At 68.4% G+C, this 20460-nt stretch carries 21 protein-coding genes; 9 read left to right on the top strand and 12 right to left on the bottom strand.

Going from position 1 to position 20460, the window contains the following annotated elements:
• The first annotated feature begins 9 nt into the window (after positions 1 to 9).
• Genes kdpC through ASF51_RS16445 form a run of 3 tightly spaced genes read left to right on the top strand, consistent with a single transcriptional unit; the run spans position 10 to position 3943 of the window.
• Positions 10 to 621 (top strand): potassium-transporting ATPase subunit KdpC, encoded by a 612-nt coding sequence (gene kdpC / locus ASF51_RS16455; RefSeq protein WP_055932500.1) that lies wholly within the window; start codon positions 10 to 12, stop codon positions 619 to 621.
• A gap of 2 nt (positions 622 to 623) precedes the next feature.
• The gene (locus ASF51_RS16450; RefSeq protein WP_055932497.1) at positions 624 to 3260 is read left to right on the top strand and encodes an ATP-binding protein; all 2637 of its coding nucleotides are present in this window, start codon (positions 624 to 626) and stop codon (positions 3258 to 3260) included.
• Entirely contained in the window at positions 3257 to 3943 is a 687-nt protein-coding gene (locus ASF51_RS16445; RefSeq protein ID WP_055932494.1) for a response regulator, read from the top strand. The genes ASF51_RS16450 and ASF51_RS16445 overlap by 4 nt, the downstream gene beginning before the upstream one ends.
• Positions 3944 to 3968: 25 nt before the next feature.
• Here the strand turns inward: ASF51_RS16445 and ASF51_RS16440 are convergent, their stop codons facing one another.
• The 3 genes from ASF51_RS16440 to ASF51_RS16430 are packed head-to-tail and all read right to left on the bottom strand — an operon-like array spanning position 3969 to position 5650.
• Positions 3969 to 4349: a hypothetical protein gene (locus ASF51_RS16440; protein ID WP_055932491.1), complete on the bottom strand. Its 381-nt coding sequence runs from the start codon at positions 4347 to 4349 to the stop codon at positions 3969 to 3971.
• A 17-nt stretch (positions 4350 to 4366) separates the two neighbouring features.
• Positions 4367 to 5188, bottom strand: a complete 822-nt coding sequence (gene nadE / locus ASF51_RS16435) for an ammonia-dependent NAD(+) synthetase (protein ID WP_055932488.1) — start codon at positions 5186 to 5188, stop codon at positions 4367 to 4369.
• A 36-nt stretch (positions 5189 to 5224) separates the two neighbouring features.
• Positions 5225 to 5650: a YbjQ family protein gene (locus tag ASF51_RS16430; protein WP_055932481.1), complete on the bottom strand. Its 426-nt coding sequence runs from the start codon at positions 5648 to 5650 to the stop codon at positions 5225 to 5227.
• Positions 5651 to 5699: 49 nt separating this feature from the next.
• Between ASF51_RS16430 and ASF51_RS16425 the strand changes: the two genes are divergently transcribed.
• The gene (locus ASF51_RS16425; protein ID WP_055932478.1) at positions 5700 to 6563 is read left to right on the top strand and encodes an aminodeoxychorismate lyase; all 864 of its coding nucleotides are present in this window, start codon (positions 5700 to 5702) and stop codon (positions 6561 to 6563) included.
• Between the two features lie 28 nt (positions 6564 to 6591).
• Here the strand turns inward: ASF51_RS16425 and ASF51_RS16420 are convergent, their stop codons facing one another.
• Together ASF51_RS16420 and ASF51_RS16415 are read right to left on the bottom strand one after the other, a co-directional pair.
• Entirely contained in the window at positions 6592 to 7269 is a 678-nt protein-coding gene (locus tag ASF51_RS16420; protein WP_055932475.1) for a FadR/GntR family transcriptional regulator, read from the bottom strand.
• A 4-nt stretch (positions 7270 to 7273) separates the two neighbouring features.
• Positions 7274 to 8563, bottom strand: a complete 1290-nt coding sequence (locus ASF51_RS16415) for an enolase C-terminal domain-like protein (protein WP_055932472.1) — start codon at positions 8561 to 8563, stop codon at positions 7274 to 7276.
• Between the two features lie 98 nt (positions 8564 to 8661).
• Between ASF51_RS16415 and ASF51_RS16410 the strand changes: the two genes are divergently transcribed.
• Genes ASF51_RS16410 through ASF51_RS16395 form a run of 4 tightly spaced genes read left to right on the top strand, consistent with a single transcriptional unit; the run spans position 8662 to position 11470 of the window.
• Positions 8662 to 9510 (top strand): fumarylacetoacetate hydrolase family protein, encoded by an 849-nt coding sequence (locus ASF51_RS16410; RefSeq protein WP_055932469.1) that lies wholly within the window; start codon positions 8662 to 8664, stop codon positions 9508 to 9510.
• Between the two features lie 11 nt (positions 9511 to 9521).
• Positions 9522 to 10292, top strand: a complete 771-nt coding sequence (locus ASF51_RS16405) for an SDR family NAD(P)-dependent oxidoreductase (RefSeq protein ID WP_055932466.1) — start codon at positions 9522 to 9524, stop codon at positions 10290 to 10292.
• The gene (locus ASF51_RS16400) at positions 10289 to 11143 is read left to right on the top strand and encodes an amidohydrolase (RefSeq protein ID WP_055932463.1); all 855 of its coding nucleotides are present in this window, start codon (positions 10289 to 10291) and stop codon (positions 11141 to 11143) included. Before ASF51_RS16405 ends, ASF51_RS16400 begins: the two co-directional genes overlap by 4 nt.
• A gap of 3 nt (positions 11144 to 11146) precedes the next feature.
• Positions 11147 to 11470, top strand: a complete 324-nt coding sequence (locus tag ASF51_RS16395) for an L-rhamnose mutarotase (RefSeq protein ID WP_055932460.1) — start codon at positions 11147 to 11149, stop codon at positions 11468 to 11470.
• A gap of 15 nt (positions 11471 to 11485) precedes the next feature.
• On the opposite strand, the gene ASF51_RS16390 is transcribed toward ASF51_RS16395, so the two are convergent.
• From ASF51_RS16390 to ASF51_RS16360, 7 genes are all read right to left on the bottom strand, one after another.
• Entirely contained in the window at positions 11486 to 12217 is a 732-nt protein-coding gene (locus ASF51_RS16390; protein WP_235497291.1) for a GntR family transcriptional regulator, read from the bottom strand.
• Positions 12218 to 12240: 23 nt separating this feature from the next.
• Positions 12241 to 13248: an aldo/keto reductase gene (locus tag ASF51_RS16385; protein WP_055932454.1), complete on the bottom strand. Its 1008-nt coding sequence runs from the start codon at positions 13246 to 13248 to the stop codon at positions 12241 to 12243.
• A 4-nt stretch (positions 13249 to 13252) separates the two neighbouring features.
• Positions 13253 to 14347, bottom strand: a complete 1095-nt coding sequence (locus ASF51_RS16380) for a mandelate racemase/muconate lactonizing enzyme family protein (RefSeq protein WP_055932451.1) — start codon at positions 14345 to 14347, stop codon at positions 13253 to 13255.
• On the bottom strand, positions 14347 to 15231 hold the full coding sequence (locus tag ASF51_RS16375; RefSeq protein WP_055932448.1) for a carbohydrate ABC transporter permease: 885 nt from the start codon (positions 15229 to 15231) through the stop codon (positions 14347 to 14349). The genes ASF51_RS16380 and ASF51_RS16375 overlap by 1 nt, the downstream gene beginning before the upstream one ends.
• Positions 15221 to 16189 carry a carbohydrate ABC transporter permease gene (locus ASF51_RS16370; RefSeq protein WP_055932445.1) on the bottom strand — a complete coding sequence of 323 codons (969 nt, stop codon included), beginning with the start codon at positions 16187 to 16189 and terminating at the stop codon, positions 15221 to 15223. The genes ASF51_RS16375 and ASF51_RS16370 overlap by 11 nt, the downstream gene beginning before the upstream one ends.
• Positions 16190 to 16193: 4 nt before the next feature.
• Positions 16194 to 17444 (bottom strand): ABC transporter substrate-binding protein, encoded by a 1251-nt coding sequence (locus ASF51_RS16365; RefSeq protein WP_235497290.1) that lies wholly within the window; start codon positions 17442 to 17444, stop codon positions 16194 to 16196.
• A gap of 170 nt (positions 17445 to 17614) precedes the next feature.
• Positions 17615 to 18967 (bottom strand): alpha-L-fucosidase, encoded by a 1353-nt coding sequence (locus ASF51_RS16360; RefSeq protein ID WP_055932439.1) that lies wholly within the window; start codon positions 18965 to 18967, stop codon positions 17615 to 17617.
• 146 nt (positions 18968 to 19113) lie between these two features.
• On the opposite strand from ASF51_RS16360, the gene ASF51_RS16355 reads away from it, so the two are divergent.
• Entirely contained in the window at positions 19114 to 20457 is a 1344-nt protein-coding gene (locus ASF51_RS16355) for an alpha-L-fucosidase (protein ID WP_055932431.1), read from the top strand.
• The last annotated feature ends 3 nt before the right edge of the window (positions 20458 to 20460 follow it).

Below are 20460 nucleotides of genomic sequence, written 5' to 3'. Positions count from 1 at the left end.
GCTAAGAAAATGAGTTCACGTTCACGGTCCGGCCGCCAGTACTGGGTGGCGATCCGCGCCATGGTGGTCCTCACCGCCGTGCTCGGCGTCGGGTACACCGCCGTCATCACGGGCGTCGGCCAGCTGGCGATGCCGGCCCAGGCCAACGGCCAGCTGGTTCAGGATGCCGACGGCCAGACGGTCGGTTCGGCCCTCATCGGCCAGTCGTTCACCGACGCCGACGGGGCGGCCCTGCCCGAGTGGTTCCAGTCACGCCCGTCCGCTGCCGGTGACGGGTACGACGCCTCCGCGTCGAGCGGCAGCAACTACGGGCCCGAGAATGCCGATCTCATCGCCGCCATCGGCGACCGACTGGCCTCGGTCGCTAAACTGGAGGGCGTGTCGGAGTCCGAGGTTCCCGCAGATGCCGTGACCGCATCCGCATCCGGTCTCGATCCCCAGATCAGCCCGGAGTACGCGCGCCTTCAGGTGCCGCGCATCGCCGAGGCCCGAGATCTCCCCGAAGACGAGGTGGCAGAGCTCGTCGAGAATCACATCCAGGCACGCGACCTCGGCATTCTCGGCGACCCCACCGTGAACGTGCTCGAACTCAACCTCGCGCTCGCCGCGCTGGCCGACTGACGATGTCGCGGGGTCGGCTGCGCGTGCTGCTCGGCGCCGCGCCCGGCGTGGGCAAGACCTACACGATGCTCGAAGAGGGCTCGCGTCTTGCGGCCGAGGGGCGCGACGTCGTGGTCGCCGTGGTCGAGACCCACGGCCGCGAGGCCACCGCCCGCATGGTGGCCGGCCTCGAGGTCGTACCGCGCGTCGCTGTGACCCACCGAGGGGTGACGCTGAGCGAGATGGATCTGGATGCGGTGCTCGAGCGGCATCCGGATGTCGCGCTCGTCGACGAGCTCGCCCACAGCAACGCGCCGGGCTCCCGCAATCCGAAGCGCTGGAACGACGTCGAGGCACTGCTCGACGCCGGCATCGACGTGATGACGACCGTGAACATCCAGCACCTCGAGTCGCTCGGCGACGTCGTGGAGCAGATCACGGGTGCCCGGCAGCAGGAGACCGTGCCCGATCGGGTCGTGCGCGCGGCCGACCAGCTCGAGGTCGTCGACCTGGCGCCCCAGGCCCTGCGCGACCGGCTGGCCGACGGGCGGGTCTATCCGGCCGAGCGCATCGATGCCGCGCTCTCGAACTACTTCCGGCTCGGCAACCTCACCGCCCTTCGCGAGCTGGCCCTGCTCTGGCTGGCCGACGAGGTCGACTCGGCGCTCACGTCGTATCGCGCCGACCACGGCATCGCGAGCAAGTGGGAGGCCAGGGAGCGCGTGGTCGTGGCCCTGACCGGCGGACCCGAGGGGGAGACGCTGCTGAAGCGCGGCGCCCGCATCGCAGCCCGGTCGGCCGGCGGCACGCTGGTGGCCGTTCACGTCACCAGTCAAGACGGCCTGCGCGCGGCCCATCCCGGCGCGCTCGCGGCCCAGCGCTCGCTCGTGGAGTCGCTCGGCGGAACCTTTCATCAGGTGGTCGGCGACGACATCCCGGCCGCCCTCGTCGACTACGCCCGCGGCGTGAACGCGACCCAGCTCGTGATCGGCGTGAGCCGTCGTAGCCGGCTCAGCGCGGCCCTGTCGGGGCCGGGCATCGGCGCGACCGTGATCCGCGCATCCGGCGACATCGACGTGCACATCGTGACGCACGCGGCGGCCGGAGGGCGGCTCTCTCTTCCTCGTTTCACCGGATCGCTGACCGTGCGCCGTCGCGTGCTCGGATTCGTGCTCGCCCTCGGCGGCGGGCCGCTGGTGACCTGGCTGCTCGTCTCACTGAGGTCGGATGAGTCGATCACCTCGGACGTGCTGACGTTCCAGCTGCTGGTCGTTCTCGTGGCGCTGGTCGGCGGCATCTGGCCCGCACTGTTCGCCGCGCTGCTCTCAGGCCTCACGCTCGACTTCTTCTTCGTCGATCCGCTCTACACGGTCTCTGTGGGCGAACCGCTGCACCTGCTTGCGCTCGGCCTGTATGTCGTGAATGCCGTGCTCGTCAGCGTTGTCGTCGACAGGGCGGCGCGGCGTGCTCGTCAGGCGCGACGCGCGGCCGCCGAGTCGGAGCTACTCGCGACCGTCGCCGGCAGCGTGCTGCGCGGGCAGGATGCGCTTCAGGCGCTCGTCGACAGGACCCGCGAGGCTTTCAGTCTGAGCGAGGTGCGTCTGAAGGGCGACGACGGCAGTGTGCTGGCCGTGTCCACGGGTCCGTTCCGTGAGGCTGCCCCGTTCCCTGAGCCTGTCGAAGGGAAACCCGTCTCGACAGGCTCGACGAACGGGAGCGTCTCGACGAACGGGCGCGTCTCGACAAGCTCGACGAACGGGAGCGTCTCGACGAACGGGCGCGACTCGATCGTGCCCGTCGGCGACCGCGCCACGCTCGAGCTGTGCGGCCCCGACCTCGCGGCATCCGAGCGTCGCCTGCTCGGGGTCATCGCCGCGCAGATGGAGCAGGCTCTCGAGCACAGGGATCTGGCCGCGACGGCGAGCGAGGTCGGCCCGCTCGCGATCGCGGATCGTATGCGCAGCGCGCTTCTCGCGGCGGTCGGCCACGACCTGCGGCGCCCGCTGACGGCGGCGACGGCTGCGGTCAGCGGGTTGCGCTCGACCGAGGTGCAGCTCAGTCCGGATGACAGAGCGGAACTGCTCGACACGGCCCAGGAGAGTCTCGACGCCCTCGCCACCCTCGTGACCGACCTGCTCGACGTGAGCCGGGTCGAGGCGGGCGTGCTGGCGGTCTCGGTGCACCCGATCGACGTCGAAGACGTGATCGTTCCCGCCCTCGACGAGTTGGAGCTCGGCCCCGATCGCGTGGAGCTCTCGCTCGGCGGCGACGTGCTGCCCCCCGTACTGGCCGACGAGATCCTGCTTCAGCGCGTTCTGGTGAACCTGCTGTCGAACGCCGTGCGGTTCTCGCCGGATGGCGCGAGGGTGCGGCTGTCGGCCAGCGACTTCCGCGGTCGCGTCGAGCTGCGGGTCGTCGACAGCGGGCCGGGCGTGCCGGGCGAGAGACGAGACGAGATCTTCGTTCCGTTCCAGCGCCTCGGAGACACCGACAACTCGACCGGCCTCGGGCTGGGCCTCGCCCTGTCGAAGGGCTTCGTCGAGGGCATGGGTGGAACCATCGAGGCAGAGGACACCCCCGGAGGCGGGCTGACGATGGTCGTCTCACTGCCCACGGCGCCGCATGAACGGTCGGCCGACGATCTCGAGGAGCAGCAATGAAGATTCTCATCGCCGACGACGACCCCCAGATCCTGCGCGCCCTCTCGGTGACGCTCCGGGCCCGCGGCTACGACGTGGTGGTGGCCCGCGACGGAGCCGAGGCCCTCAACGCGGCGATCGACGAGCATCCGGATCTGGTCATGCTCGATCTCGGCATGCCGAAACTGACGGGCATCGAGGTCATCGAGGGCCTGCGCGGCTGGTCGCAGGTGCCCATTCTCGTGGTCTCGGGCCGCACCGACGGGGCGGAGAAGGTGCTCGCGCTCGATGCGGGCGCCGACGACTACGTCACGAAGCCGTTCGCCATCGACGAGCTGCTCGCGCGCATCCGGGCCCTCACCCGACGTGTGCCGTCGGCCGGCGATGAGGCGCTGATCGCCTTCGGCGACGTCACCGTTGACCTCTCGGCCAAGCGGGTCACCAAGCGATCGGATGCCGGTGGCGACGAGACCGTGAGGCTCACGCCGACGGAATGGATCATTCTCGAGACCCTGGTGCGGAGCCCCGGGCGACTCGTGACCAGGGCGGCCCTGCTCACTGCGGTGTGGGGGCCGAACCACACGAACGACTCGGGCTACCTGCGCGTGTATCTCGCCCAGCTGCGCAAGAAGCTCGAGAGCGAACCGGCGCGGCCACGCCACCTGCTGACCGAGGCCGGCATGGGCTACCGCTTCGTGGTCTGAGTCTGAGCCTGAGTCTGAGTCGGCTCTAGTTGGCGATGCTCGACGTGAGGACCCCGGCGTTGGTCAGCGCCGTGCCGACCGCGTGCGAGGTCGCCTCGAATGCGGTCGCGGTCTTCGATGCTCCGAGCGCGCCGCCCTTGAGAGCGCTCGTGCCCAGATCGCGAACGAGGCGGGCGACGAGCTGCCCCTGATTGTCGACGAAGAACTGGGTGTCGAACGCCATGTGCAGCTTCTTGCCCGCGAGGCCTCCCCAGAGAACCGTGGCCGCGGTGCTGCCGCGAACGGCGTGGAAGCCGCCGTCGGTGTTCATCGTGATGGTGAACCCCTCGGCGGTGAGCGCGTCGCCGATGAGGGTCTTCGCCGCGTTGTGGTCGCCGGAGATGAAGAAGTCGTAACTGGATGCCATGCACCGACCCTAGCGCGCTACCTCCACCAGGAGTCGGCCGGGCCGACCGGGAGCGAACGCTTGTGCTCCGTCGCCGCGTAGCGCGCGATGAGCGCGTCGGCGACGCTGTCGGCGACCTCTTTGCCCTCGAGGAAGTCGTCGATGTCGGAGTAGGTGAGCCCGAGGTTCGCCTCGTCGGTCTGGCCGGGGGTGTCGTCGAGCAGGTCCGCTGTCGGGGCCTTGAGGTAGAGCCGCTCGGGCGCATCCAGTGCTTCGAGCAGCGCGCGGCCCTGCCGCTTGGTGAGACCCGACAGCGGCAGGATGTCGGCGCCGCCGTCACCGAACTTGGTGAAGAAGCCCGTCACGGCCTCGGCCGCGTGGTCGGTTCCCACGACCAGCAGGCCCTCGTCGCCGGCGATGGCGTACTGGGCGACCATGCGGGCGCGGGCCTTGACGTTGCCCTTGTTGAAGTCGGAGATGGGCCGCCCGACAGCGTCGACGAACTCCGCGGCGATGCCGTCGACCCCGCGCTTGATGTCGAAGGTGATCACGCGCTCGGGCTTGATGAACGTCAGCGCGAGCTGGGCGTCGTCTTCGTCGGCCTGAACGCCGTAGGGCAGGCGCACGGCGATGAAGGTCGCCTGCACACCCTCGCCCTGGAGGCGCTCGACGGCCAGCTGGCAGAGCCGACCCGCGAGCGAGGAGTCCTGGCCGCCGCTGATGCCGAGCACGAGGCCTTTGGCCCCCGTGCGGCGCAGGTAGTCGACGAGAAAGGAGGTGCGGCGTTCGATCTCGGCGTGAGCGTCGATCGTCGGCAAAACGGTGAGGGCATCGATGATGTGGGCCTGTTCTTCGCGCATGAGTACAAAGCTACGCCGAACAGCGCCCCGACGCGCCTAAAGCTGCGTGGGAGGAGTCTGATCCGCCTGCGCGGGTGCCGGTGCGGACGCCGCGGACTCGACGATGTAGGCCGACTGTCCCGTCGCCCCGGCCTCTCCGCGACCCAGCGGGATCACGTAGACGGCCGTGCCGTAAGCGCAGACCTCGGTCCAGTTGGTTCCCATCTCCGAGGTGTCGAACCGCATGGCGACGATCGCGTTCGCGCCCTTGGCCTCGGCCTCGAGAACCATGCGGTGCATGACCTCCTGGCGGCTCTCGTACAGGGCCTTGGTCATCTCGGGCAGTTCGCCGCCGCCGAGCGCGCGGAAACTGGCCGTGAACTGGGCGCCGATATCGCGCGATCTCACGGTGAGGCCCATGACCTCGCCGAAGACGGCATCGATGCGGTGGCCGGCGATTTCATTGGTTGTCACAACGATCATGGCTCGATGCTAGCGGCGGCGGCGCCGTCATGCGGGTACCTTTCTCGGTATGAGTTCGTCGCGCCCAGTGCTGTTCCTTGTCTCTGCCGAAGCCGGATGCGTGCGGGCCGATCCCGAGACTCCTCACGTGTCGGTCATGGACCTCGGGGTGACCCGGGGCGATGGCATCTTCGAGACCATCAGCGTCTGCGACGGCCGGGCGCAGGCGTTGGAGCCTCATCTCGCCCGCTTCGCGCGCTCGGCGCGCCTGCTCGACCTGCCCGAGCCCGATCTCGACCTCTACAGGAGGGCCGTGCTCGCGGCCATCGAGGCGCACGACGACGTCGCCGAGCTCTACGTCAAGACGGTCATGACGCGGGGCATAGAGGGAACGGGGGTTCCGACGGGGTGGGCGTACGCAGCCGAGGCGGGCGACTTCGCGCGGGCCCGCACCGAGGGCATCCGGGCCGTGACCCTCGACCGGGGCCTCAGGCACGACGTCGCCCAGACCTCGCCCTGGCTGCTCCAGGGCGCCAAGACCCTCTCCTATGCCGTGAATCGCGCCGCGCTGCGGGAGGCCGAGCGCCGCGACGCCGACGACGTGATCTTCACGTCGAGCGATGGCTACGTTCTCGAGGGCCCCACGGCCAACGTCATCCTGCGTCGGGGCGACACCCTGGTCACGCCCCGCACCGACCAGGGGATCCTGGCCGGAACGACGCAGGCGAGCGTGTTCGACTTCGCGCACTCGATCGGCCTGGCGACGGAGTACGCGGTGGTTCCCGTGGCCGAGCTCGCCTCGGCCGACGCGCTCTGGTTGGTGTCGAGCGTGCGGCAGGCCGTTCCGATCAACAGCCTCGACGGTGTCGAGCGGGAGATCGACGCCGAACTCAGCGCGCGCATGACGGCGTACCTGCTGGGCCGGCGCGAGTAGGCGCGAGCAGGGCGAGCGGTGCTCGAGGTCAGTGCTCGAGCGCGGAGCGGATCCACGACTCGACGCCGCCGATGTGCAGCGTGAGGGCGGCTCGGGCCATCTCGGGATCGTGGTTCTGAAGGGCCTGCAGAATGGCGGCGTGCTCCGCAAGGGTGCGTGCCGAGGAGCCCTCCTGCGTGATGCCCCGCCAGATGCGGGCCCGGATCGTCTCGCCGGACATGCTGTCGAGCAGGCTCGCGAGGTAGCCGTTGCCTCCGGCCTCGCTGATCAGCCGGTGGAACTCCAGGTCGTGCGTCACGAGGTCCTCCACCGAGGTGGTGAGCGACACGGCGTCGAGCGAGACGCGCAGCCGCTCCAGCTCCTCGTCGGTGATGCGGGTGGCCGCCAGGGCGGCCGCGTGCGGTTCGAGCACACGCCTCACGTCGAAGATCTCGACGATCGACTGGTCCTGGTGCAGGTCGACGACGAATGCCATCGCCTCGAGGAGAAGCTGGGGCTCGAGGCTCGTGACGTACGTGCCATCGCCGCGGCGGACATCCAGCACCCGGATGATCTCGAGCGACTTCACCGCCTCGCGCAGTGAATTGCGAGACAGGCCGAGCGTCTCGCTCAGCTCCTTCTCCGGCGGGAGCCGCTGCCCGGGCTTCAGCTCGCCCGAGACGATCATCGCCTTGATCGTCGAGATCGCGTCATCCGTCACTGCCACCGGGTCAGCCTAGCCGGGGAGAAAAACGGAACCGTTCGACCGTCTCGTCGAGCATCTGCGCGCCCGACCCCGGCTGCTGCGGCGCACGGTAGCGCCCGTTGCGAAGAGCGACCGGCTCGACGAAGTGCTCGTGCAGGTGATCGACGAATTCGATGAGACGCCCCTCGGTCGTGCCCGAGATCGCGATCGAATCGAACATCGCCAGGTGCTGCACCAGTTCGCACAGGCCGACGCCGCCGGCGTGCGGGCAGACAGGCACGCCGAACTTGGCCGCGAGCAGCAGGATCGCGATGTTCTCGTTGACACCTGCCACGCGGGTGGCGTCGATCTGGAGGACCTGCAGGGCATCCGCCTGCAGGAACTGCTTGAACATCACCCGGTTGGCGCCGTGTTCGCCCGTGGCCACCGGGGTGGGGGCGATCGCGCGTGAGATGGCGGCGTGCGCCAGCACGTCGTCGGGATTCGTGGGCTCCTCGACCCAGGCGAGGTCGAAGGGCGCGAGCAGCGAGATCCATTCGATCGCCTCGTCGCGATCCCAGCGCTGGTTCGCGTCGACGGCGATGCGCACGTCGGGTCCGACCGTGTCGCGCGCGATTCCCAGGCGCCGGATGTCGTCGGCCCGGTCTGCGCCGACCTTCAGCTTGATCTGGGTGAAGCCGTCGGAGACCGCCTCGGAGCACAGCCGCGCCAGCTTCTCGTCGGAATAGCCGAGCCACCCCGGCGTGGTCGTGTAGGCGGGATAGCCGTGCTCGATCAGCGATGCCTCGCGGCCCTCTCTGCCGTCCTGCGCGGCACGCAGGATGTGTAGCGCGTCGTCACGGGTGAGGGCGTCGGAGAGGTAGCGGAAGTCGACCAGGTCGACGATCTCATCGGGAGTCAGACGCGAGAGCAGCTGCCAGAGGGGCAGCCCCTCGCGCTTGGCCCGCAGATCCCACAGCGCGTTCACGGCGGCGCCGATGGCCATATGCATCACGCCCTTCTCCGGCCCGAGCCAGCGCAGCTGCGAGTCGTAGACGAGTTCTCGCCACGTGCCGCCCATGTCGGCGAGCAGCGCTTCGACCTCGCGGCCCACGAAGTAGGGCTCGAGCGAGCGGATCGCCTCGACCTCGACGTCGTTGCCCCGGCCGATGGTGAAGACGAAGCCATGACCCTCGTGGCCATCGGACGCGTCGGTGCCGATCACCAGGTAGGCGGCCGAATAGTCGGGGTCGGGGTTCATCGCGTCGGAGCCGTCGAGCGACAGCGACGTGGGAAATCTCACATCGCTGAGGCGGAACTCGGTGATCTTGCTCATTGCGCTCCTTCGGGCTACGGTGGTGCCGAGCCTAAACATAGGATGTCTGTACTGTCAAACACGGCGTCCGTCACGACCACTTCGAAGAGGAAGCATCGATGAAATTCTCCAGACTGGGCCCGGTGGGCCACGAGATCCCCGTACTGATCGATGGAGACCGCCATCTCGACCTGCGCGGCGTCGTGACCGATCTCGACGGCGCACACCTCGCATCCACGGTGCTCGACCGCATAGCCGCGGCGCGCGACGCCGGAGAGCTGCCCGAGCTCGAGGGGGCGGCCGAGCTGCGAGTCGGCGCGCCCATCGCCAGGCCGGGGGCGATCCTGTGCATCGGCATGAACTACGCGGCGCACGCCGCCGAGTCGGGCTCGGCGCCGCCGGAGATCCCGATCCTGTTCCTCAAGACCACCAACACGGTGGGCGGGCCCTTCGACGAGGTCGACATTCCGAAGCGCAGCGTGAAGACCGACTGGGAGGTCGAACTCGGCGTCGTGATCGGCGAGCGCGCCCTCTACCTCGACTCGCCGGCCGACGCCGCTCGGCACATCGCGGGCTATCTGACCGCGAACGACCTGTCGGAGCGCGACTTCCAGCTCGCCGAGTCCGGCGGCCAGTGGAGCAAGGGCAAGTCGGCGCCGGGCTTCACGCCGCTCGGCCCCTGGCTCGTCACGGCCGACGAGGTCGACCCGGGCGATCTGCGCCTGCGCAGCTGGGTGAACGGCGAACCGCGTCAGGACTCGTCGACCGCCGACCTCATCTTCGACGTGAATCACATCGTGTGGCACCTCAGCCAGTACCTCGCACTCGACCCTGGCGATGTGATCCTCACGGGAACGCCGGAGGGAGTCGCGCTCTCCGGCAGGTTCCCCTACATCGCCGAGGGCGACGTCGTCGAGATCGAGATCGAGGGGCTCGGCCGCCAGCGCCAGCTCTTCGGCCAGGCATAGGAGGAGAAGCCATGACACAGGAATTCGACGGACTCGTGGCCGTCGTCACGGGCGGGGCGTCGGGAATCGGCGCCGCCGTCGTGACCGAACTCATCGAGCGCGGCGCCCGGGTGGCCGTGCTCGACCTGCGGATCGACGGCGCGCATCCCGACGCCTTCGCCGTGGCGACCGACATCGGTGACGACGCGTCGGTGCGCGGGGCGGTGGATGCCGTGGTCGCCGAATACGGATCGCTCGACATCGTGATCAACAACGCCGGCATCGGAGCCCAAGGAACTGTGGAGGACAACCCCGACGATGAGTGGACGCGCGTGCTCGACGTGAACGTGATCGGCATCGCCCGCGTGAGCCGGGCAGCGCTGCCGCATCTCAGGAGGTCGGCGGCCGCATCCATCGTGAACACCTGCTCGATCGCGGCCACCGCGGGCCTTCCGCAGCGTGCGCTCTACAGCGCGTCGAAAGGTGCCGTGCTGTCGCTCACCCGAGCGATGGCGGCCGATCACCTGCGCGAGGGCGTGCGCGTGAACTGCGTGAACCCGGGCACGGCCGACACGCCGTGGGTGGGGCGCCTGCTCGACAGTGCTGCCGACCCGGCCTCCGAACGCGCGGCCCTCGAGGCGCGGCAGCCGCACGGTCGCCTGGTCGCGGCATCCGAGATCGCCGACGCCGTCTGCTACCTCGCCAGCCCGCGCAGCCGCTCGACCACCGGCACGAGCATCGCGGTCGACGGAGGAATGCAGGAGCTGCGCCTGCGCCCCGCCGAGCCACGAGCCGACTCGTGATCCTCGACTCCCACGCGCACCTCTGGCGAAGGGAGCGCACGCCGCAGCCGTGGATCGACGGCGCGTCCATGGCGCCGATCGATCGCGACTTCTGGCTCGACGACCTGCATGAGGCACAGCGCGAGGCGGGCATCGACGGCACGATCCTCGTGCAGTCGGCGAACGGCGCTTCGGAGACCATCGACCTGCTGGCGCTTGCTGCCGACCCGGGGGTTCGCGGCGTCGTCGGTTGGATCGACCTGACAGCCGACGTGGCATCCCAGCTGGAGCGCGTGCGCCAGGCTCCCGGGGGCGACCACCTCGTGGGAATACGGCACCTGGCCCATCAGGATCCCGACGACCACTGGCTGCGCCGGCCCGACGTGGGCGCGGGCCTCGAGGCGTTGGCCGCGGCGGGACTCGTGTTCGACCTGGTGGTGCGGCCCGACCAGCTGGCCGACGCGGCGGCTGTCGTGGCCGAGCATCCGGCCGTCGCCTTCGTTCTCGATCACCTCGGCAAGCCGCCGATCGCCGGCGGCGACCTCGCCGACTGGTCGGCGGGCCTGAGGGCGCTCGCGTCCTCGCTCAACGTCCACGCGAAGCTCTCCGGGCTGGTGATCGAGGCCGACTGGTCGTCGTGGTCGATCGACGAGCTGCGCGAACCGGTCGAGCTCGCCCTCGAGGTGTTCGGGCCGAGTCGCCTGATGTTCGGCAGCGACTGGCCGCTCACGCGGGTGACTGGCGGGCTGGCGAGCTGGGCGGATGCTGCCGGCCACCTGACGTCGGGGCTCTCCCAGAGCGAGCGCGACGACATCTTCGGCCGCACGGCGGCGCGCGTCTATCGACCCATCCCCTCACCTCGAAAGGACTGACCCATGCGCGTCGCCCTGCACTCTCTCGTACGCGAAGGCCTTGAAGACGACTACGACAGCACCCACGCGACGGTTCCCGCCGACCTCGTCGAGAGCTTCGCGCGCGTCGGAATCCACGACTGGACGATCTGGCGCAGCGGCCGCGACCTCTTCCACGTGGTCGACTGCGACGACTTCGAGGCCGCCCTGACGGCCCTCGACTCAGACCCGGCGAACGCCCGCTGGCAGGACATGATCGGGCCGTTCGTCGACCACTTCAAAACAGTGGGCCCCGGCTACACCGGCATGATCGTGCCGCGGGTGTGGAGGCTCAGCGAACAGGACTAGCGGTAATGGGCCGGATTAGACATCCGATGTCTGCGGAGAGCTTGGGTCGCTGGCGCCGATAGCCGACGCGATGCGCACATACGAGTGCGAGATGTGCTCGATCATCGCACTCTCGGCCGCGGCGGCGTCTCCGCTGCGCAGCGCCTCGAGAACGGCCTCGTGCTCACCCGACGTCTCGTCGGCGACTCCATGCTTGAAGAACAGGCGGTAGTGGTGCATGTGCGAACGCAACCGCACGATGGCGTCGGAGAGCAGTACGTTCCCCGAGTGCTCGGCGATGAGCTTGTGGAACTGCGCATCTTGATTCATGAAGTCTTTGTAGTCCTGAAAGCGGTCGTCGCCCGACTGCGACGCCTCGCCACTGCGGTGCATCTCGATCGCCAGGCGCTCGAGCTCGGCCAGGGCCTCAGGGGTGAGCCGTTCCACGGCGAGACGAGTGGCCGTGGGCTCGAGCAGTCTGCGCATCTCGAACAGCTGACGCAGCCCGTCGTCGTCGAGCAGCGGTGCGGCCGTGTAGCCCTTGAGTGCCTGCTTGAGAACGAGCCCCTCCGACTCGAGGCGGGCCAGGGCCTCGCGCACCGGCGTGGGCGACACGTTCAGCTGGCGGGCGATGCCGTCGATGCTCGCGCGCGACCCGGGTTCGATCACCTGGTCCATGAGCAGCTCGAGCACGGCGTCGTAGACATCGTCGGCGAGCGCACGGCGCGCGGGAAGAAACCTCGACCCGTCGTCGGCGCTCATGCTCATGTGGCCCATGTTATTGCGTTGTCTCACGATGAAAGGGAGACGAGGCCCGCCTCGGCCAGCTCCGACCAGATCTCGTCGGGAACGGCCCGCGCGAGCAGGCGTGCGTTGCGCTCGGTCTGTCGCGCATCGCGGGCACCCAGCACGACCGTCGAGACCGCCGGATGCCGCAGGGGGAACTGGGCCGCCAGCTCGGGAACCGTGAAGCCGTGCGCCTCGGCGATGTCGGCGATGGCGTCGACCTTCGCGACGAGATCGCCGGATGCCGCGGCGTAGTCGTAGTGCGCGCCGGGCGTCGGGCGATCGGTCGCGAGGATGCCGGAGTTGAAGACGCCGGCCGCGGCGATCGAGACGCCGCGGGCGAGCGCGGCGGGCAGGAGGTCGGCGAGCCCGCTCTGATCGAGCAGGCTGAAGCGTCCGGCCAGCATCACGATGTCGAGGTCGGTGTTCTCGACGAAACGCGTCAGCATCGCCGACTGGTTCATTCCGGCGCCGTACGAGCCGATGACGCCCTGCGACCTCAGCTCGTCGAGAGCGGGGAAGGCGCCGTCGAGCGCCTCGCGGTAGTGCGCGTCGGGATCGTGCACGAACAGCACGTCGATGCGGTCGACCCCCAGCCGTTCGAGGCTGCCCTCCACCGAGCGGAGAACGCCGTCGCGGGAATAGTCGACGATGCGCTCCCGGTCGGCCGGCACGTCGAACAGGTTCGCCATGTCGTTCGCGCCCTCGGGATTCTCGCGCGGCACGATGATGCGGCCCACCTTCGTCGACAGCACGTACTCGTCGCGGGGCAGGCCGGCAAGCGACTCGCCCAGGCGCTGCTCTGCCAGTCCCAGACCGTAGTGCGGCGCCACGTCGAAATACCGGATGCCCGACTCCCAGGCCGCGGGCACGCATCCGGGCCACACGTCGTCGGGGACGGCGCCATAGAGGTTGCCGAGCCCCGCGGCGCCGAAGCCCACCGGCCCGACGCGCAGGCCGCCGCGGCCGAATGGGCGCGTAACCGTTCCGGGGGAGAGCGTCGTCTCGTTCACCGGTTCACCGTACTTTCACTGTGTCGAGGGCGTCGAGGTTCCAGTCGATGCCGATGCCCGGTTCTCCCGGCGCCTGAGCGCGCCCGTCGACGATCGACAAATCCTGGTGGGTCACGGCCCGCAGCTGGGGGATGTGCTCGAGGTAGAGCGCGTTGGGAATCGCGCACGTCAATGAGACGTGCAGTTCCATGAGGAAATGCGGGGCGACCTTCACATTGAATGCCTCGGCCAGATGCGCCACCTTCAGCCAGGGCGTGATGCCGCCGATGCGAGCGACGTCGACCTGGACGATGGAGGCGGCACCGGCCTGGAGGTACTCGCGGAAGTGGCCGATCGAGTACATGCTCTCGCCCACGGCGACCGGGATGCTCGTGGAGCGCGCCAGGGCGAGATGGCCCTGTACATCCTCGGCGGGCAGTGGCTCCTCGAACCAGAAGATGTCGAGGGGCTCGAACAGCCGCGCCCGCCGGATGGCCTCGGCCGCGGTCATCGACTGGTTGGCGTCGATCATGATGTCCATGCCCGGGCCGACCGCGTCGCGCACCGCGGCGAGGCGCTCGGCATCCTCATGGGCTCGGGGCCTGCCGACCTTGATCTTGACGCCGTTCATGCCGAGTCTTTGAGACTCGACCGCCTGGCTGACGAGCTCGTCGGTCGTGAAGTGCAGCCACCCGCCCTCCGTGTCGTACACGGGAACCGACGGGCTCGAGCCGCCGGCCTCGATCCACAGGGGCAGGCCGGCGGCCTTGCTCCGGGCATCCCAGACGGCGGTGTCGACGGCCGCCAGGGCGAGCGCGGTGATCGGGCCCACCGTGGTGGCGCGGGTCGAGTTGAAGAGGGTCGTGTAGATCTCCTCCGTGCGCGTCGCGTCCATGCCCACGAGAACCTGCAGCAGGCTCGTGCGCAGCAGGCTGAGCACCGCCGGTCCGCCGGTGCCGATCGTATAGCTGTAGCCGATCCCCTCGATCCCGGCCGAGGTGCGGATGCGCACGAAGATGGTCTCCTGCTTGAGGAACGACTGCATGGCGTCTGTGCGCACGGTCTCGACGGCGATGTCGCAGAGCCAGGCATCGGCATCCACGATCGTGTGGGCGCCCATCAGCGGCCTCCGAATCCGCCGAGGGCGACGCCCTTGATGAGCTGCCGCTGCAGCAGCGCCACGATGATGAGCGACGGGATGACCGCGAGGGTCGCGGCCGCCATCATCAGGCTCCACTGGGTGCCGCGTTCGCCCGTGAACATCGAGAGACCGAGAGGCACCGTGGCCAGGTCCTGGCTGTTGATCACGATGAGCGGCCACAGATAGGAGTTGTAGTAGCCGATGAACGAGAACACGGCCAGCACCGATAGCGGCGCCGTGAGCTGGGGGAGCAGCACCGACCACAGGGTGCGGAACCGCGAGGCGCCGTCGATCAGGGCCGCCTCCTCGTATTCGAGGGGGATCGTGAGGAAGAACTGCCGCATGAGGAACGTGCCGAAGGCGGTGAACGCGAACGGCACGATGAGGGCGGCGTAGGTGTCGACGAGTCCGAGCTTGTTCATCATGATGAACAGCGGAACGACCAGCACCTCCTGGGGCAGCACGAGCGTGAGCACGTAGAGCAGGAAGAGACGGTCGCGGAATTTGAAGCGCAGCCGCGAGAACGCGTAGGCCGACAACACGGCGACGATGATCGACAGCAGCGCGCCGAGGATCGAGACGAAGAAGCCGTTGAAGATGAAGCGGCCGAACGGGACGAGGGTCCAGGCGTCGCTGAAGTTCTGCCAGCGCACCTCCGATCCGACGAACGTGGGGCTGCTCGAGAAGACCTCGTCCTCCGGCTTGAGCGCGGTGAAGAACATCCAGATGAACGGGAAGGTGAAGACCAGCGCCACGACGGCGATGGCGGCCGTGTTGGCCCACGTCTTGACGGCCGTCCGCCGCTGGGCCGGACGCATCCGGGTCTTGACCCTGCGGGGCCGGGTCACGGTGTCACTTGTCATAGTTGACCCACTTCTTCTGGCCCGCGAACTGCAGGGCGGTGATGAGCATCACGACGATGAACAGGATCCAGGCGAGCGCCGAGGCGTAGCCGAGTTTGTCGAACACGAAGCCGTTGCGATACAGGTAGAGCACGAACGTGTTGGTCGATTCGCCGGGTCCGCCCTGGGTGAGGATCTGGGGCTGCACGAACACCTGGAATGCGCCGATCATGGTCATCGTCATCGTGAAGAAGAGCGACGGCGAGATCATCGGAAGGATGATGAAGCGCAGCCGGTTCCACGCGCTCGTGCCGTCGACGCGCGAGGCCTCGAGAATCTCCTTCGGGATGCCGCCGAGGCCGGCCGAGAGCACGATCACGTTGTAGCCGAACGACTGCCAGACCGACATGGTGATGACGGCGAGCAGGGCGAAGCGCGAGTCTGACAGCCACGAGGCGCCCTCGATGCCGAACGTGCCCAGCAGCGAGTTGAGCAGCCCGTCCTGCGAGAGCATCAGGCGCCAGATGAGGGCGTTGGCGACCATGGGAGTGATCGCCGGCAGAAAGAAGATGACCCGCCAGAAGCCGGAGAACTTGAGCTTGGTCGTGAGCCAGAGCGAGACGCCGAGGGCCAGGGCCAGGTTCACCGCGGTGTAGACGAACGCGAAGATGACGGTGTTCAGCAGAACCGTATAGAAGGTCGGGTCGCCGAAGAGCTTCTCGTAGTTGGCGAAGCCGATGAAGGTGGGCGAGCCAAAGAGCGGCCACTCGAAGAGACTGATGACGAGCGAGCCGATGAGCGGAACCACGATGAAGAACACGAATCCGGTGAACCCGGGCGCGAGGTACGCGAGGGCGGTGAGTCCGTCGCCCTTCTTCTTCTTGCCGGCCGGGGTGGGGATGCGCACGGCCGGCTGGTCGGCGGCGGGTGCCACCGCCTCCGAAGAGGCGATGACACCCGGGCTGGTGGAGATGGCCATGCGGCTACTCGCCCACCGAGTTCTGGATGGTGTCCATGATCTCGTCTGCCGTCTTCTCGCCGCGGTAGCCCTCGACGCCGTACTGGCTCATCAGCGTCTCCACCTGGTTCCAGGTGGGGGTCGTGATGTAGGCGCTCGCGTTCTCGAGCAGCGCGTCCACGGCCGCGGCGGCTTCGGGCGACTTGCCCTCCGCCCAGGCCGGAACCGCCTCGGGGCGGGAGGGGACGATGCCGCGGGACTGCGCCTGCGCCTCGAGCACGGGGGTGGTGGTCATGGCGAGGATCGCCTTGAACGCCGCGTCGGGGTCGGAGCAGTTCTTGGCGATGCCGAAGCCGGAGCCCTGCGTCATGCCGTGCGCCTCACCGGATGTGCTCGGAACGATGGTCACGCCCATCGTGAAGTCCGCGGCCTCGTCGAAGGTTCCGTACATCCACGGGCCCTCCAGCAGCATGGCCGCGTCGCCGCTGGTGAAGGCGGCCTGCGAGACGTCGGAGGAGTCGGCGGCCTCGGGGGCGTTGGCCACCTGGTCGACCGACACGAGGTCGAAGAAGCTCTGGATCTCGTCGACGAAGTCGGAGTTCGTGAGGTCGAGCGTGCCGTCCTCATCCACCCCGCTGTAGCCGTCGGCCGTGGCCCAGGCGGTGGGGATGGAGATGCCGGGCGCGATGGCCAGACCCTTCTTGTCACCGCTGGTCAGCGCCTTGGCGTCGCTGATGAACTGCTCGCGGGTGTACGTCGCCCCGGGCGGGGTGAGGCCCGCTGCGGTGAACGCGTCGGCGTTGTAGAACAGCACGATCGGCTCCGCGTCATAGGGGATGGCGCGGATCGTTCCGTCGACCGTCATGCCGTCGAGCATCGACGCGTCGTAGTCCGACGTGTCGACGTCGTTCGACTTGATCAGATCGTCGAGCGGCAGCAGCAGTCCTTCGAGCTCCTGTGCACGGGCCGCCTGTGTCGTGAGGATGCAGGGCGGGTTGCTGCCGGAGAGGCGCGTCTTCACCTTGGTCCAGTAGTCGTTGAAGTTCGGCCCGTCGATCGTGATCTTGAGGTCGGGGTCCTCTTTCTGGGCGAGCGAGACGAACGACTCCCACTGGTCGCGGTCGCTCTGGCTGCTGACCCAGGTGTACATCGAGAGCGTTCCGTCGGCCGCGGCCGATCCTCCGCTCGAGCACCCGGCGAGGGCGGTCATGGCTCCGGCCATGAGAACGGCTGTTCCGAGCGTTGCGGCCCGTCTGCGTCGATTGTTGCGTGTCACTGTGTGTGCCTCCTTCATTGGATTCATCATGTGATTGCCTACGCGAGACCCTGTTCGCGGCCGATCGGGCGACGGTCATTGTCGGGACCGATCGGGAGCCAAATCCTATAGGGTCTTTGATATAGGGTCATTGGGACTATAGGTCGGCGCCGATCCGGCGTCAAGGTCTGTCAGCGAAAGTCGACGGCGATGACGTCGATGAGGGCGCCGGATGCCCGGGGTGCGGGAATACGGATCTCGCCGCTGGGCTCGGAGTCGTGCGAGACCTGCTCGTGCACCTCGAAGCTCACGGAGTGATCGAGCGCCTCGCCCGTCTCGAGGAGCCGGATGCCGCTGATGCGCCGAACCGGCAGCCCGCGAACCACGACCTCCTCGACGGGTGTCATCACGAGGTGGAGATAGAGCGTGCCGGGCCGCGCCGTGCTCGGGCCGTAGAAGTCAACTCCCACGGTCGGCTGCACGCCGATCACGCTCTCCGCGTGCCGGTCCATCCACGAGCCGATGTCTTCCAGCCGCTCGATCTGCACCGGGTTGAGGCTGCCGTCGCCCTTGGGCCCGATGTTCAGCAGCAGATTGCCGCCGCGGCTCGCCACCTCGACGAGTGTGGTCACCAGCGATCGGGGGGACTTGTAGGCCGTGTCATCCGGCCTGTACGCCCAGTTGTCGCCGATGGTCAGGCACAGCTCCCACGGGCCCGTCGGCGCCTCGATCGGGAAGGCCTGCTCAGGGGTCTTGTAGTCGCCCTGGCCTAGGAGGCGCTCGTTGATCACGACGTCGGGCTGCAGGCTCTTGATGAGCTCGCGGAGCCCGGCGCTGTTCCACTCGTCCTCGTTGCGCTCCCACTCGCCGTCGAACCAGAGCAGATCGATCGTGCCGTAGTTGCTGAGCAGTTCGGTGAGCTGGCCGCGCAGGTACTGCTGGAACCTCGCCCACTGCTCGGGGCTCGAGCGGCGGTGCCGGTCTGCGGCGATGGGCTTGTCGGCGTTCTCGGGCAGGCCGGCGGCGGGCCAGTGCTCTTCGGCGTAGGGCAGGTCCGAGGGCTGGAAGGCCGGGTAGTCGGGGTGGTTCCAGTCGGGAAGGCTGTAGTAGATGCCGACACGGATGCCCTCGGCGCGGATCGCCTCGACGAACTCCTTCGTGACGTCGCGGCCGAACGGCGAGTTCTGGATGCCGAAGTCGGAGTGCTCGGTGTGGAACATCGAGTAGCCGGCGTGATGGCGCGCGGTGAAGACCACGTACTGGGCGCCGGCGCGCTTGGCGAGGCGGGCCAGCTCTGTCGCGTTCCATTCGACGGGGTTGAACGTCGCCGCACTCGACTGGTATTCGTCGACCGTGACCGGGTCTTCCGCCTGGGCGACGCCGGGGATGATGGAGCGGCCGACCAGGGGCCACGAGATCTCGATGCCCTGCTGGCTGGCGTGATCCCAGTGCACGAAGAGGCCGAAGCCCGCTCCGATGAACCATTCCCCGCCCGGCAGTGTGAAGTCGTCGGGTCTGATGAAGCTGTCAGGCAGATGCGCCATGGATGAACTCTCCCTTGAGTCGGCCCTGTAGGTCAGTGGCTATTTCCTATAGGATAAGAGCGATCATCGTCGCTCTGCAAGGGTGCGCGCGACGAATGATGTTCTACCGGCACCCAGCCCACGATGCAGAGAGGCATACGAAGCCCATGGCCATGTTCACAGACGGAGCGACCCGCCCGGCGGACTACGAGAAGTTCGTCACCCCGACACCGCAGTGGTATTCCGACGCGAAGCTCGGCATCTTCGTGCACTGGGGGCCGTTCTCGGTTCCCGCCTGGGCCGAGCCCATCGGCGCCCTCGGAACCATCGAGAAGGAGCACTGGTTCCGGCACAACCCGTATGCCGAGTGGTACTACAACACCATCCGCATCGAGGGCAGCCCGGCGCAGCAGCACCAGCTCGAGACCTACGGGGGCGCTCCCTACGACGACTTCATCGACACGTGGACGGCCGAGAAGTTCGACGCCGACGCCGTGCTCGCCCTCGTGGCGAGCACGGGCGCCCGCTACTTCGTGCCCACCACCAAGCACCACGACGGCGTCACGCTGTGGGATGCGCCGGGAACGGGCGACCGCAACACCGTGCACCGCGGCCCCAAGCGCGACCTCGTCGCCGAGTTCCAGCGGGCGACGCTCGACGCGGGCCTGCGCTTCGGCGTCTACTACTCGGGCGGCCTCGACTGGTTCTTCGGCAAGAATCCGCCGATCGTGCGCGACGACATGCCCCGGCCGGTCGACCAGGCCTACGCCGACTACGCCTTCGACCACGTGAGCGATCTCATCGCGAAGTACACTCCCGATGTGCTGTGGGGCGACATCGAGTGGCCGGATGCCGGCAAGACGCCGGGCCCGAAGAGCCTCATCACGATGTTCGAGCAGTTCTATGCCGCCGCTCCCGACGGCGTCGTGAACGACCGCTGGGGCGAGACCCACTGGGACTTCCGCACGAGCGAGTACGAGCAGGGGCTGGGCGTCGAGGCCGAGTCGACGTGGGAGAACTGCCGCGGCATCGGCTACTCCTTCGGCTACAACCGCCTCGAAGACGAGAGCAACTCGCTCGACGGGGCGGCGGCCATCCATCACTTCGTCGACGTGGTGTCACGCGGCGGCAACCTGCTGCTCAATATCGGCCTCACCGGCGAGGGGCTCGTGCCCGAGCTGCAGCGACGCACGCTCGAGCAGCTCGGTGCGTGGAACGAGGTGAACGGCTCGTCGATCTTCGACTCCCGTCCGCTCGATCCCTCCATCGCGACGGCCTCCGACGAACCCTGGGTGCGGTGGACCCGCACCGGTGACACCGCCCACGCCTTCGTCGAGACGACCGAGCCCACGGTTCTGTTGCAGCTCGACGCGTCACGGCTCGTCGCCTCGAGCGCCCGCACGGCGAGCGGCGAGCCCGTCTCCGTCTCGGAGGGCGACGGCGGAATCGTCGCGAGCCTGCCGGCCGCCACGATCGCCGGGCCTGTTCAGCTGACCTTCGACATCGTCTGACTC

Source organism: Agreia sp. Leaf283 (assembly GCF_001422485.1).
In the GTDB taxonomy this organism is placed as follows: Bacteria; Actinomycetota; Actinomycetes; order Actinomycetales; family Microbacteriaceae; genus Agreia.
Note: the sequence above shows the minus strand (reverse complement) of the source record. Positions and strands in the feature narration are given on the sequence as shown.

Excerpts from the sequence above, each read along its gene's own strand:
- ASF51_RS16380 (WP_055932451.1), bottom strand. The coding sequence starts at position 14,347 with ATGGGCGCCCACACGATCGTGGATGCCGATGCCTGGCTCTGCGACATC.
- ASF51_RS16360 (WP_055932439.1), bottom strand. The coding sequence starts at position 18,967 with ATGGCGCATCTGCCTGACAGCTTCATCAGACCCGACGACTTCACACTG.
- ASF51_RS16425 (WP_055932478.1), top strand. The coding sequence starts at position 5,700 with ATGAGTTCGTCGCGCCCAGTGCTGTTCCTTGTCTCTGCCGAAGCCGGA.
- ASF51_RS16415 (WP_055932472.1), bottom strand. The coding sequence starts at position 8,563 with ATGAGCAAGATCACCGAGTTCCGCCTCAGCGATGTGAGATTTCCCACG.
- ASF51_RS16370 (WP_055932445.1), bottom strand. The coding sequence starts at position 16,189 with ATGGCCATCTCCACCAGCCCGGGTGTCATCGCCTCTTCGGAGGCGGTG.
- ASF51_RS16390 (WP_235497291.1), bottom strand. The coding sequence starts at position 12,217 with ATGAGCATGAGCGCCGACGACGGGTCGAGGTTTCTTCCCGCGCGCCGT.
- nadE (WP_055932488.1), bottom strand. The coding sequence starts at position 5,188 with ATGCGCGAAGAACAGGCCCACATCATCGATGCCCTCACCGTTTTGCCG.
- ASF51_RS16445 (WP_055932494.1), top strand. The coding sequence starts at position 3,257 with ATGAAGATTCTCATCGCCGACGACGACCCCCAGATCCTGCGCGCCCTC.
- ASF51_RS16375 (WP_055932448.1), bottom strand. The coding sequence starts at position 15,231 with ATGACAAGTGACACCGTGACCCGGCCCCGCAGGGTCAAGACCCGGATG.
- ASF51_RS16450 (WP_055932497.1), top strand. The coding sequence starts at position 624 with ATGTCGCGGGGTCGGCTGCGCGTGCTGCTCGGCGCCGCGCCCGGCGTG.
- ASF51_RS16440 (WP_055932491.1), bottom strand. The coding sequence starts at position 4,349 with ATGGCATCCAGTTACGACTTCTTCATCTCCGGCGACCACAACGCGGCG.
- ASF51_RS16355 (WP_055932431.1), top strand. The coding sequence starts at position 19,114 with ATGGCCATGTTCACAGACGGAGCGACCCGCCCGGCGGACTACGAGAAG.
- kdpC (WP_055932500.1), top strand. The coding sequence starts at position 10 with ATGAGTTCACGTTCACGGTCCGGCCGCCAGTACTGGGTGGCGATCCGC.
- ASF51_RS16410 (WP_055932469.1), top strand. The coding sequence starts at position 8,662 with ATGAAATTCTCCAGACTGGGCCCGGTGGGCCACGAGATCCCCGTACTG.
- ASF51_RS16430 (WP_055932481.1), bottom strand. The coding sequence starts at position 5,650 with ATGATCGTTGTGACAACCAATGAAATCGCCGGCCACCGCATCGATGCC.
- ASF51_RS16395 (WP_055932460.1), top strand. The coding sequence starts at position 11,147 with ATGCGCGTCGCCCTGCACTCTCTCGTACGCGAAGGCCTTGAAGACGAC.
- ASF51_RS16405 (WP_055932466.1), top strand. The coding sequence starts at position 9,522 with ATGACACAGGAATTCGACGGACTCGTGGCCGTCGTCACGGGCGGGGCG.